Source organism: Eudoraea sp. (genome assembly GCF_049665975.1).
In the GTDB taxonomy this organism is placed as follows: domain Bacteria; phylum Bacteroidota; class Bacteroidia; order Flavobacteriales; family Flavobacteriaceae; genus Eudoraea.
This window is the reverse complement of sequence record NZ_JBATGR010000376.1, coordinates 1-11,958: the sequence shown is the minus strand read 5'-3', so window position 1 is coordinate 11,958 and position 11,958 is coordinate 1. Positions and strand designations below refer to the sequence as shown.

The following is an 11,958-nucleotide window of genomic DNA, read 5'->3' as shown; positions in this document are numbered from 1 at the left end:
GTCCCGATGGGAATCAAGGTCCAGACGGAAATCAAGGTCCACAAGGTCCGGACGGAAATCAAGGTCCTGACGGTAACCAGGGTCCAATAGGTCCAGACGGAATTCAAGGCCCAGATGGAAACCAAGGTCCCGATGGGAATCAAGGCCCGGACGGAAACCAAGGTCCACAAGGTCCTGACGGAATTCAAGGTCCACAAGGTCCGGACGGAAACCAAGGCCCCGACGGTAATCAAGGTCCTGATGGAAATCAAGGTCCCGATGGGAACCAAGGTCCTGATGGGAATCAAGGTCCAATAGGTCCTCAGGGTCCGGCAGGCCCTCAGGGTCCTCAAGGAGATCCTGGTAATGATATCACAACCAATTTAAGTCAGGATACCTCAACAGGAATTATTACGTATACCAATGAAACCACAACAGACCAAACGGCAAATGTGGTTGGATCTGAAACTAACAATAGTATTACGGTAGGATCAAATGGTGGTGCATTTTATGAAAGTCCTGTAAAGGCATTTGGAAAAATTGCTTCCAACGGAAATGTAATAAGAGCCACTGCGGGAATAAGTGTAACTAAGCTGTCAGGTAATGGTCGTTATAGAGTCAATCTTCCAGCCGGACTAGTAGCAGATGCAAATTATATTATACAATTAACACAACCAGGAAGAGGCGGAGCAGGAAATGACGACCCAGGTATTTCGTATAACAGTCAAACGAACACAAGCTTTGAAGTAATAATAGGAGATAATGATAATGGAGGAACAAACAGAAGCAGATATAATTCTGAGTTTATGTTCACCATTCTTGATCTGTAAGATGATGAGAAATTTAAAACTTACAATTATTGCCGTGATCAGCAGTTGGACTTCCTATTCACAAATAGAAGCCGGATTGCTACTTGGCTTAACAAATGCTACAGCAACAGAGATAAGTGCTATTTCAGGGGCAAATACCGGATCATTAATATATAACGCAACAGATCAAAGTGTTTATCAGTTTAATGGTCTTAGCTGGATCGCAGTCGGTAGTTCAACAGGGGGGTGGAACACTACTGGAAATTCAGGAACAACATCCTCTACTAATTTTATTGGTACTTCTGATGCTCAGGATTTAATATTGAAATCTAATAATACTGAAAAACTAAGATTGGTACAGGATCGTGGACAGGTTCTAATTAATCAAGCGTCTGTATTTAACAGTCATCCATTGGTGATCAAGGCCAATGGTATTGACATCCTTGCTTTTCAGGACAATACCGGTACGCCTAAATGGCATTGGAATCTTTTGTCAGGGGGGTTAAACTTTGTGGAATCTAATGTAGCTGATTATCGGTTATTTTTAAAAAACGGAGGAAATGTAGGTGTAAATACAAACGATCCAACCCAACAATTGGATGTAAATGGCAATGTGAGAATTAGGACACTTAGTAATGCCGCTGAATCTGATGATATTTTGGCAGTAGATGCTACAGGTGTGCTACAAAGATCAAAAGTAAACTATGGTGGCCGATGGACAAATACGGACACATCCACCAATTTGAATAATAATAATACTACTATCCCCCTGTTTGGGAGTGAAGATTATAAAGACGACGGAAACAATTTGTATACTGCCACAAGCACTAGTCTAACGATTAAAGAAACAGGAAGATATGACATAAGAGCAAATCTGTCTTTTGTAGGCATATCCTCGGGAGGAAATACGCATCAAAGAACAAACGTAAATGCCAGAATTGCTGTTAATGGAACTGCTATTGGGGCTATAGGAGCTTCTGGATATATCAGATGGGCTTCCGGTCATAATCATTCTAGCGTACATGTAAGTGAAATATTACAACTCAACGCTAATGATGTTGTTACAATTATTACCTACAGGGAGGCCAATTCGGGTACCGTTAGATTTAGTGGTTCGGGGGAATCCAGTTTTGTAATAAACAAACTTCGATAGTCAATGAGATACCTTATCACCATATTATTGTTTTTTGTCTGGAGCTTTCAGCTATTCAGTCAGGAAGCCCTGCACAATTATGGTAATATACAGATCCATGAAACTGCAATGGTTGGTTTACACTTGGATCTTATCAATGACGGTAGTTTTGATCAGAATATGGGATTGGTTGGTTTTTATAGTGATTTTGGCCAATTAACGGTTTCAGGGGCTTTTACTCCGGTCTTTTTTGATGCCGAGGTAGCCGTTGAAAATGGTTTGGTTCTTCAGACTTCTTTAGGTGTAAATAACAATGGAAATTTAATTATTGGTGATATCATAACACCCAGAACACAATCAGGAATTTATTCAAATTTCTTCGACAACTCTTTTTATACAGGTGAAAGCGGTGTTTCAAAAGTATATGGTTATGCTGCAATGACCAATAAAGATACCTTCGTATTTCCTGTTGGCGATGACCTAAGGTTAAGACCTTTAACTATAAAATCAATGGCCATAAATTCTTTGGCAAAATGTGCTTACTTTTTTGAAGATCCCAATAATTCAAAAACCTTAAACGCCATTTACAGCACAAATAAAAGGTCCTCAGAATATATGTCAGTAAGTGATAAGGAATTCTGGCGACTTGAAGGCGACGTGCCTTCAAACGTCACCCTTAGTTGGGATGGTTACAGCAATATTGCTGCTTTGGGTGAATTTATTAGTGATCTTAAAGTAGTGGGCTGGAGCAAATCTGAAAACCAATGGGTTAATTTGGGTAACACGGGTGTCGAAGGTGGAATGGACTATGGATCAATTACTTCAGATCTATTTGTTCCCGATGATTATGAGATAATTACCATAGGAGGCAATGATGACGCGTTGGAAACCTTTGATACCATAGAGTTAGATAACTATTATATGACCCCCAATGGTGATGGTCAAAATGATGTACTAACTATTGAGGGTATTGAAAAATCCCCGAATAATTCCCTTCAGATTTTTAACCGTTACGGGGTATTAGTTTATACCATGGATAACTACAATGGACAGTTTAATGGCTATTCAAACATGGAAAACGCAATTCAAAAGAATTCGGGTTTAGAAACAGGCATATACTTTTATATCATAACCCTTAATGATTTACGACGAAAACACCAGGGTTATCTCTATATTTCCAATTAGGCCGTTATCTCAATAAATCCTCCAATCATTATCCCAGGCTTAAGTAAAGTATTTTTTTTATAAAGGCATAAATACTCTTCAGAAGATATATTTTCTTAAATACTTCTTAACTTTGACGAATACGCTATTAGATGTACATCGTTTTAGACATGGTTGTATGGTAAAATAACTATATTTAAGAATCGTGATTTAGATATTTGGTGTCTTTTTTGATTTGAAGAAGGAAATCATATAATACCCCAGATTAAACCAAGAATTATGAAAAGAAGGTTGTTTATTAAAAGAAGTGGGGTTTGTGGCCTGGCCCTAACTATTGTCCCAAGCTCCCTTTTACTTCAGGATACCAAATATTCCATTGAGGAATTAATGGGCAAAACAGAAATTGAGCTCTACGGCGATGGCATTAATTTAAGGAAGGAAGCACATGATGCATTTGTTGAAATGAAAAAGGCAGCCCTGGCCGATGGTATTGAGATGAAAATCGTATCGAGTTATCGTAGTTTTGATAGACAAGCTGTAATTTTTGAACGTAAATATTTAAAATATACAGATGATGATGGGATGGAACCATTAGATGCAATTGATAAGATAATAGAATATTCTACCATTCCCGGTACAAGCAGGCATCATTGGGGGACTGATATAGATCTTATTGATGGGCGTCCCAAAGTAGATGGTGATGTACTTGTCCCAAGTAAATTTTAAACAGGAGGACCATTTGAACAATTTAAACTGTGGATGGACGAAAACTCTAAAAAGTATAATTATTACTTGGTTTATACAGATGATTCCAAAAGAAGAGGGTTTAAATATGAACCCTGGCATTACAGCTACGCTCCATTATCCATACCTATGCTTAAATCTTTCAGGCTTAAAAATATTATGAAACAATTGGAGAAGGAAGATTTTTTAGGCAGTGATCATTTGACTACAGAATTTGTAAAAACATATATTGAAGATAATATACTAGATATAAATCCAGAACTTTTGTGAATAATTTTTGAACTTTAGCATAACAGAAATAAATACTTTACTATGAGAAGAGGCAGTTGGAAAATTCGAATAGTTATTGGTTTAGTCATAGTGGCATTTGCACTCATTCAGCGTTGGAACAATAAGGAAAAGAATCCATATACCGGAAGAGTTCAAAATATCAATATGACCTCTGAACAAGAAATTGCTATAGGTCTTCAAAGTGCTCCCGAAGTGGCTCAGCAATACGGAGGCTTATATCCGGATGAGCGCCTCCAAACCCTGGTGGATGCCGTTGGAAACCGACTGATACAAAATAGTATTGCTCGGGAAACTCCATACAAATATGAATTTCATCTACTCGCAGATGACCAAACTATTAATGCCTTTGCATTACCGGGTGGGCAAGTTTTTATAACTTATGCCCTATTCAAGCAACTTAATGAATCACAGCTAGCCGGGGTCCTTGGACATGAAATTGGACATGTCATAGGCAGACATTCAGCCGAACGAATTGCAGAGAGTAATTTTTGGAAAACTGTATCCATGGGCGCCAGTGTGGGTGCTGATGCTGGTAGCCTTGTAAGTGGTATTGGCCAAAATACACTTTTAACAAATGGCCGTGAAGACGAACTGGAAAGCGATGATCTGGGGGTTTTATTCATGTTGCAAAGTAATTATGAGCCGGAAGAAATGATTCATGTAATGGAGATATTAAAAACTTCGGCAGGGCCAAACAGAGTTCCCGAATTTCAAAGCACACATCCGGATCCGGATAATAGAATTGAAAAAATTAAGGAATCTATCCGGAAATACGAAGACCAAGCCGGATAAGATTTGTAAGGTTATTTCCGGGCCATGAATCTTTTTTTTGTATATTTGGTTTACTCCCAATCTGTTTTATACCTCTGATTTAACCCTTATAGCTTTGATTTTTATTTTAAACGAAACTATATGGGAACGCTATTGCATTTTAAAAGTCTTTATTTAGAAGCATTTGACGACTGTAAACCGGAATTTGTTGTAGTACTGCTAAAAATTTATTCCTTTTTCTGTGTATTAATGCTGTCTATGGCCATCTATGCCTTTTTTTATAGGGCTTTTACGGGATTTGAATTTTAGTTAGCTTAATTTTTAATTAGCTCTTTTGCAAGAACACAAAATGTTTTAAAACCAAACCAATCCAAAAACCCTGACATTAATGTCAGGGTTTTTCTTGATTGATGAATAAACTTTTCTTTCTAGATATTGTGTCCTTCTAATACAGCAAGGGCATCAGTAGCATTAGAAAGTTTTGCCAACTTCTTAGCGGTATACCCCTTATCATTTTTTATAGATAGGTCTGCTCCATTTGCAATAAGTAACTCCAATATATCAGCTTTGTTATACCTCGCGGCGAACATTGCAGGAGTCATGTCTAAGGATTTTTGATTAACGTCCTCTCCAAGTTCAATTAATGTTTTTACCGTATCAATATCTCCCTGAAGAATTGCTTTGCAAAAAGAACTGATAGCAAGGTCCTTTACATTTAAAGTTGTTTTGGTAGATTCATTAGTTGCACTGTTCTCGGCATAAACGCCAGAAACCATTAGCAGACATGCTGTGGCCGCAATAAAGATTGTTTTTTTCATGATGAATTGATTTTAATTGATGAATAGATTTTGATTATATTAGAATAGACGCCGCTTATTAATAATTGTTTCACTATTAACACATAAATAACTTAATTTTAACAATTAGCCTTTCTTTACAGTTGAATATAAAAGTTGATTTAATCTTCCGGCAAATTTTATAAAAAGCCTCAAGGAATACTGGTAAACCTTGGTAAATCACTGTATTTTTGCTAAATCTTTAAATAAAGGAACATGAATAAAAAGGTAATCTTGATGATCTTGGATGGATGGGGTAAATCGCCGGACCCTAAAGTTTCGGCTATTGAAAACGCCCATACACCCTTTGTAGACTCACTTTACAAAAAATACGCTAATGCTAATCTTCTGACGGATGGAATGAATGTTGGCCTTCCTGAAGGACAAATGGGTAATAGTGAAGTAGGTCATATGAATTTAGGAGCCGGGCGAATTGTGTATCAGGATTTGGCAAAAATTAATCTTGCCGTTAAAGAAAATACGCTAAAGGAAGAAAAGGAGTTAAAAGACGCTTTCACTTATGCCAAAGCACATAACAAGGATGTACATTTTCTGGGTTTACTAAGTAATGGAGGAGTACATAGTCATACAGACCATTTAAAAGGACTTATTGAAGTAAGTGAAAATTATGGAGTTGAAAATGCATTTGTTCATGCTTTTACCGATGGAAGAGATGTAGATCCAAAAAGTGGAATTACCTTTTTAGAGGACCTTACCGCCTTCTGCTCAGATAAAAATGCTAAACTGGCTTCAGTTATTGGCAGATATTACGCAATGGATCGGGATAAAAGATGGGAACGTGTAAAAATAGCATACGATTTATTGGTTAATGGGAAAGGCGAACCATCTAATAACATATCTGCAGCGATGCAAAAAAGCTACAATGAAGGTATCACTGATGAATTCATTAAACCTATTTCTATGGTTAATGAAGCCGGAGAACCGCTGGCGAAAATAAAAGAGGGCGATGTAGTTATCTTTTTTAATTTTAGGACTGACCGAGGCAGAGAACTAACTCAGGTACTAAGCCAAGCAGATTTTCATGAACAAAACATGCATAAACTAGATCTCTACTATGTAACCCTTACTAATTATGACGATTCATTTAAAGGTGTACATGTAGTTTATAGCAAGGATAATATTAAGGAGACCTTAGGTGAAGTTCTTGCCCATCAAGGTAAAAAACAGATTCGTATAGCAGAAACCGAGAAATATCCTCATGTAACTTTTTTCTTTAACGGCGGCAGAGAAATTCCTTTTGAGGGTGAAGAACGGATATTGTGCCCTTCACCAAAAGTGGCAACTTATGACCTGAAACCGGAAATGAGCGCTTATGAAATTAGAGATTCTATAATTCCCGAGCTTAATAAAGGGGAAGTGGATTTTGTATGCCTAAACTTCGCAAATCCGGATATGGTAGGGCATACCGGGGATATGAAGGCTGCAATAAAAGCTTGTGAGACCGTTGATGCATGTGCACAAGCGGTTATTACCGCAGGATTGAAAAACGGATATTCTACCTTGGTTATTGCAGATCACGGTAATTGCGATACTATGATCAATCCAGATGGCACGCCAAATACTGCACATACAACAAATCCGGTGCCTTTAATCCTGGTTGATAAGGATATAAAAAACATAAAAGATGGTGTACTGGGTGATATTGCTCCAACAATTCTTGAACTTATGGGCATTCCTCAGCCGGCATTAATGACGCAACACTCTTTGATATAGGTGGAATGTACTAAATTAGAATCATGGTAGTTATTAAGACATTAGAAGAGATTGAACTTCTTAGAGAGAGTGCTTTAATAGTTTCTAAAACTTTAGGAATGCTGGCCTCTGAAATTAAGCCAGGTGTTGACGGACTTTACTTAGATAAATTGGCAGAGGAATATATTCGTGATCATGGTGCTGAACCAGGTTTCCTGGGCATGTATGATTTCCCAAACACATTAAACCTGAGTCCAAATGCACAGGTAGTCCATGGAATTCCAAACAAAGAACCATTGAAGGATGGGGATATCATATCTGTAGATTGCGGTGCCTTAAAAAATGGATTTTACGGAGACCATGCATATACTTTTGAAGTTGGAAACGTTGATGAAGAGACCAAAAAGCTTCTAAGGATTACTAAGGAATCTCTCTATATAGGAATCAGGGAATTCAAGTTAGGAAACCGTGTCGGAGACGTTGGTTATGCAATTCAAAATTACTGCGAAAGCCATGGATATGGAATAGTACGAGAACTCGTAGGTCATGGTCTTGGAAAAAAGCTCCATGAAGGACCCGAGATGCCAAATTATGGTAGGCGTGGAAGAGGAAAGAAATTTGCAGACGGAATGGTAGTAGCCATTGAACCTATGATTAATATGGGTACCAAGCGCATAAAACAGCTCCGTGATGGATGGACCATCCTAACGGCCGATGGCAAGCCAAGTGCTCATTTTGAGCATAATGTGGCCCTTATACAGGGTAAACCGGAATTACTTTCCACCTTCCAATATATCTATGAAGCGCTTGGTATAAAAAATAATGAGGAAGAAGAATTTAGGACTAAGAAGCTTCAACTCTAATCTGCAAAAAGATTTTGAAAAAACTATTCAAATATGTCCTAAATAAAATACCCAGGCCTTTATTAATTCAATTGAGCTACCTGGCAAGACCCATCCTCTCAATGACACTTAAAGGGGATAAGTATACAGATCCAATTGATGGTAAAAAATTTAAAAGCTTCCTTCCATATGGATATGAAAACCCCAGGGAAAATGTTCTTTCGCCTTCTACGTTATCTCTGGAAAGACATCGCCTTTTGTGGTTATACCTCAAGAACGAAACCGATTTTTTTACAGCACCTCACAAGGTCTTACATTTTGCGCCGGAGCAGGCTTTCTATAGAAAATTTAAGAAGTTAAAAAAACTGGAGTATACCACTACAGATCTAAACTCTCCACTTGCCGATGTGAAAGCCGATATTTGTGCGCTTCCCTTTAAGGATAATTCATTTGATATAATTTTATGCAATCATGTATTGGAGCATATCCCAGACGACAAAAAAGCAATAAGCGAGCTCTATCGTGTTCTTAAACCTTCGGGCTGGGGTATTTTTCAAATACCTCAGGATCTTAAAAGAGAAGTCACTTATGAAGATGATACAATTACCGATAAGAAAGAACGGGCTAAAATTTTTGGACAATACGATCATGTTCGTATTTATGGGCGTGATTATTTCGACAGATTAAAAGAAGCCGGATTTAAAGTTAATGAGGTAGATTACACATCGGGAATGTCTGTTTCCGAGATTGAAAAATATAGATTGGCAAAAGGGGAAATTATTCCCGTTGTTACTAAGTGATCAGTAAACTAAAAGCTTTTTAAACTCCGAAGTCATAAATTCTTTTACCTCTCCAATTTCATCAATATAAATGATATATGCATCTAGTTCTTCGTGAGAGTTCAAATATTTTATGGATTCTGATAACTCCATTGCCATAAATGCCGTTGCATAAGCATCTGCCTTTGCACAATTTTTTGCAATTACGCTGACAGCAAGAACATTAGAATTTTTAGTGTAACCGGTTATAGGATTAATTGTATGTACAAATTTTTTACCCGTGGTAGAATCTATCCTGAATTTTCTATAATTACCGGATGACGCCATAGCATTATTCCTAAGCTGAAGTGTGAGTTTTAGTCTTCTGCCCTCCTCAATTTGAGGATCATCAATACCAACAATCCAGGACTTTTGTTTTAATTTATTCTCTCCTTTAGCAACGATCTCACCTCCCACTTCAATTAAATAATTTTCAATATCTTTTTGATCCAAAAGCTCAGCCAAGCGATCTATTGCATATCCTTTAGCTATTGCATTGAAGTCGATGTAAATTCTGGGATCATTCTTAATTACAGTTCCCTCTTCGGTTAATCGAACTTTATGAAAGCCCACGAATTGAAGAATACTATCCACTTTGGTACTATCTAATACCAGCTGTTTCCCCGGGCCAAATCCCCAGGCGTTTACAAGAGCGCCCACAGTCGGATCAAAATAACCATTAGTATTAGAATAAACTTCTTTAGAAAGCTCAAATACATCCCGAAACATCTTATCTACAACGATCATTGAATCGCCCAGATTAATTTTAGAAATATCTGAATCGGGCAAATAGGTAGACATGGAATGATTTACAACTCTGAATACAGAATCTATTTCCGTTTCTAGATTGAGTTCTTCCGGGTATAGGAGTGTAATACTATATGAGGTGCCCAGAGCACCTCCAAAGTGTGTGCTTTTAACATATGTGGAAGAATCAAGCCCACAGGAAGACATTAATGCCCCTAAAAGGAAAAGATAAAGTACCTTAATTCTAAATTTCGAGAAGACCATCATAATGTACAATATAAGCTTCATTAAGATAAACAGGAAGATTTTGATCCTCTGCGTTAGACAAACCAACTCCGGCATAGTAGGTTTTAGCCTCAAATTTGGATGCTTGTTCTTTAATTTTTATCATAAGGCCCTTGTCATATAGTAAAGGATCATTGGGATAAACAACATTACGAACAACAATAAAATACAATTTTTTTTCCTTGAGGCAGACAAATTGAGGGTTCTTTAGTGGTTTACTATTGACGCCCATGAATTCATATCCTTCAGATTCTAACTGTCTCCCTACAATATTCATTGCCAGGTTATGCAATTCTTGTTCTGTTAGTGCCTGCAACTTATTATTTATTTATAAAAAAACCGATATTGATCAATATCGGTTTTAAATTATATAAAGTTAAAATTATTAACCTCCAAAGTCATCAAAACGTATGTGTTCATCTGGAATACCAAAATCTTCTCCCATTTTTTGAACAGCCTTGTTCATAAGTGGGGGTCCACAAAAATAGAGTTCAATATCTTCGGGGGATTCATGATTATTCAAGTAATTGTCTATAACACAATTATGAATAAATCCAACAAATCCGTCCCCGGGGGCATCAAGGTCCTCCTTAACTTTCCAATTATCTTCTTCCAAAGGTTCAGACAATGCCATATAAAATTTGAAATTCGGGAACTCTTTTTCTAATTCTTTAAAATGTTCTATATAAAATAATTCCCTTTTTGAGCGACCTCCATACCAGTAAGTAACCTTACGATTAGTTTTCAAGGTTTTAAAAAGGTGGTATAAATGAGATCTCATTGGGGCCATTCCTGCACCTCCCCCAACATATAGCATTTCCGAATCGGACTCATTGATAAAAAATTCACCATACGGTCCGGATATGGTCACTTTATCTCCTGGCTTTTGAGCAAAAATGTAAGAAGAAGCTACACCTGGATTTACTACCATCCAACCATTCTTAGACCTATCCCATGGCGGAGTGGCAATTCGAACATTTAGCATTATTTCTCTACCTTCTGCAGGGTAAGACGCCATGGAATATGCTCGCTCAACCACCTCGTTATTTCTCATTGTCAAAGGCCAAAGGTTAAATTTATCCCACTCATTTTGAAACTTATCTGGTGTCTCATGTTCTTCAGGGTGAGCTGTAATGTCTATATCGGAATACTTTATTTCGCAGGGTGGAATCTCAATTTGAATATATCCTCCTGCTTTATATCCCATATCTTCCGGTATTTCAATCACAAATTCTTTAATGAATGATGCAACATTATAATTGCGTACAACAGTCCCTTCCCATTTTTTAATTCCAAACACTTCTTCAGGAATAGTTATATCCATATCCTGTTTTACCTTAACCTGGCAAGCCAGTCTTGCGCCTTCAGTCAGTTCCCTTTTTGAAAAATGTGGTGTTTCTGTAGGTAGAGCTTCACCACCACCTGACAACACATGGCATTCACACTGAATGCAGGTACCCCCACCACCGCAAGCTGAGGGCAGAAATACTTTTTGATTACTTAAAGTAGAAAGCAAAGAACTCCCTGAGGCAACCTGTATCTTTTTTTCTCCATTTATGGTTATGGTTACAGGACCTGATGGAGAAAGCTTTTCTTTTGTAAAAAGCAAAAGTGTCACCAGTAGTAACAACAATATCATAAAAGCAATAACCGTAATGGTTATGGTACCAAGGGTGCTTGTAGCTAAAATCATTCCTCTTCTTTTATTAGGTCATTATAAGAAATCTCTTTCTCATCTAATTCTTCTTCAACTTTTACTTTGCTCTCTTCAATCTTTTCGGCTGTAGTTTCTTCGACGGCCGCGGGTGCTTCATCTCCGCCAGTAAG

11 protein-coding genes and 2 pseudogenes are annotated in these 11,958 nt (G+C 37.5%); 9 read left to right on the top strand and 4 right to left on the bottom strand.

Annotated features, from left to right (window positions below; translation table 11 throughout):
• From WBN20_RS12855 to WBN20_RS12830, 6 genes and pseudogenes are all read left to right on the top strand, one after another.
• Positions 1-809: pseudogene (locus WBN20_RS12855) on the top strand (hypothetical protein); the annotation flags it as partial.
• 1 nt (position 810) lies between these two features.
• Positions 811-1,941 carry a hypothetical protein gene (locus WBN20_RS12850; protein ID WP_424281980.1) on the top strand — a complete coding sequence of 377 codons (1,131 nt, stop codon included), beginning with the start codon at positions 811-813 and terminating at the stop codon, positions 1,939-1,941.
• Positions 1,942-1,944: 3 nt separating this feature from the next.
• Positions 1,945-3,105 (top strand): gliding motility-associated C-terminal domain-containing protein, encoded by a 1,161-nt coding sequence (locus WBN20_RS12845; protein ID WP_424281979.1) that lies wholly within the window; start codon positions 1,945-1,947, stop codon positions 3,103-3,105.
• Positions 3,106-3,363: 258 nt separating this feature from the next.
• Positions 3,364-4,098: pseudogene (locus tag WBN20_RS12840) on the top strand (M15 family metallopeptidase).
• 42 nt (positions 4,099-4,140) lie between these two features.
• Positions 4,141-4,911, top strand: coding sequence for a M48 family metalloprotease (locus tag WBN20_RS12835; protein WP_424281978.1), 771 nt, complete (start codon positions 4,141-4,143; stop codon positions 4,909-4,911).
• A 120-nt stretch (positions 4,912-5,031) separates the two neighbouring features.
• Positions 5,032-5,199, top strand: a complete 168-nt coding sequence (locus WBN20_RS12830) for a DUF6747 family protein (protein WP_424273013.1) — start codon at positions 5,032-5,034, stop codon at positions 5,197-5,199.
• A 119-nt stretch (positions 5,200-5,318) separates the two neighbouring features.
• On the opposite strand, the gene WBN20_RS12825 is transcribed toward WBN20_RS12830, so the two are convergent.
• Complete coding sequence (locus WBN20_RS12825; RefSeq protein WP_424273014.1) at positions 5,319-5,708, bottom strand: ankyrin repeat domain-containing protein; 390 nt, start codon at positions 5,706-5,708, stop codon at positions 5,319-5,321.
• 234 nt (positions 5,709-5,942) lie between these two features.
• Here WBN20_RS12825 and gpmI point away from each other — a divergent pair, with 234 nt between their 5' ends.
• From gpmI to WBN20_RS12810, 3 genes are read left to right on the top strand one after another with little or no spacing between them, the layout of a single operon-like run.
• Entirely contained in the window at positions 5,943-7,460 is a 1,518-nt protein-coding gene (gene gpmI, locus WBN20_RS12820) for a 2,3-bisphosphoglycerate-independent phosphoglycerate mutase (RefSeq protein WP_424281977.1), read from the top strand.
• A gap of 23 nt (positions 7,461-7,483) precedes the next feature.
• Positions 7,484-8,302 carry a type I methionyl aminopeptidase gene (gene map, locus WBN20_RS12815; RefSeq protein ID WP_424281976.1) on the top strand — a complete coding sequence of 273 codons (819 nt, stop codon included), beginning with the start codon at positions 7,484-7,486 and terminating at the stop codon, positions 8,300-8,302.
• Between the two features lie 14 nt (positions 8,303-8,316).
• On the top strand, positions 8,317-9,081 hold the full coding sequence (locus WBN20_RS12810; protein WP_424281975.1) for a class I SAM-dependent methyltransferase: 765 nt from the start codon (positions 8,317-8,319) through the stop codon (positions 9,079-9,081).
• Here WBN20_RS12810 and WBN20_RS12805 read toward each other — a convergent pair whose 3' ends face one another.
• The 3 genes from WBN20_RS12805 to nqrF form a co-directional block, all read right to left on the bottom strand.
• A complete protein-coding gene (locus tag WBN20_RS12805) occupies positions 9,082-10,113 on the bottom strand; it encodes an FAD:protein FMN transferase (protein WP_424281974.1) in 1,032 nt (343 codons plus the stop codon).
• Positions 10,091-10,447, bottom strand: a complete 357-nt coding sequence (locus WBN20_RS12800; protein WP_424275914.1) for a Na(+)-translocating NADH-quinone reductase subunit F — start codon at positions 10,445-10,447, stop codon at positions 10,091-10,093. Before WBN20_RS12800 ends, WBN20_RS12805 begins: the two co-directional genes overlap by 23 nt.
• A gap of 69 nt (positions 10,448-10,516) precedes the next feature.
• Positions 10,517-11,824 (bottom strand): NADH:ubiquinone reductase (Na(+)-transporting) subunit F, encoded by a 1,308-nt coding sequence (gene nqrF / locus WBN20_RS12795; protein ID WP_424281973.1) that lies wholly within the window; start codon positions 11,822-11,824, stop codon positions 10,517-10,519.
• Between the last annotated feature and the right edge of the window lie 134 nt (positions 11,825-11,958).

Excerpts from the sequence above, each read along its gene's own strand:
- WBN20_RS12850 (WP_424281980.1), top strand. The coding sequence starts at position 811 with ATGATGAGAAATTTAAAACTTACAATTATTGCCGTGATCAGCAGTTGG.
- WBN20_RS12845 (WP_424281979.1), top strand. The coding sequence starts at position 1,945 with ATGAGATACCTTATCACCATATTATTGTTTTTTGTCTGGAGCTTTCAG.
- WBN20_RS12835 (WP_424281978.1), top strand. The coding sequence starts at position 4,141 with ATGAGAAGAGGCAGTTGGAAAATTCGAATAGTTATTGGTTTAGTCATA.
- WBN20_RS12830 (WP_424273013.1), top strand. The coding sequence starts at position 5,032 with ATGGGAACGCTATTGCATTTTAAAAGTCTTTATTTAGAAGCATTTGAC.
- WBN20_RS12825 (WP_424273014.1), bottom strand. The coding sequence starts at position 5,708 with ATGAAAAAAACAATCTTTATTGCGGCCACAGCATGTCTGCTAATGGTT.
- gpmI (WP_424281977.1), top strand. The coding sequence starts at position 5,943 with ATGAATAAAAAGGTAATCTTGATGATCTTGGATGGATGGGGTAAATCG.
- map (WP_424281976.1), top strand. The coding sequence starts at position 7,484 with ATGGTAGTTATTAAGACATTAGAAGAGATTGAACTTCTTAGAGAGAGT.
- WBN20_RS12805 (WP_424281974.1), bottom strand. The coding sequence starts at position 10,113 with ATGATGGTCTTCTCGAAATTTAGAATTAAGGTACTTTATCTTTTCCTT.
- nqrF (WP_424281973.1), bottom strand. The coding sequence starts at position 11,824 with ATGATTTTAGCTACAAGCACCCTTGGTACCATAACCATTACGGTTATT.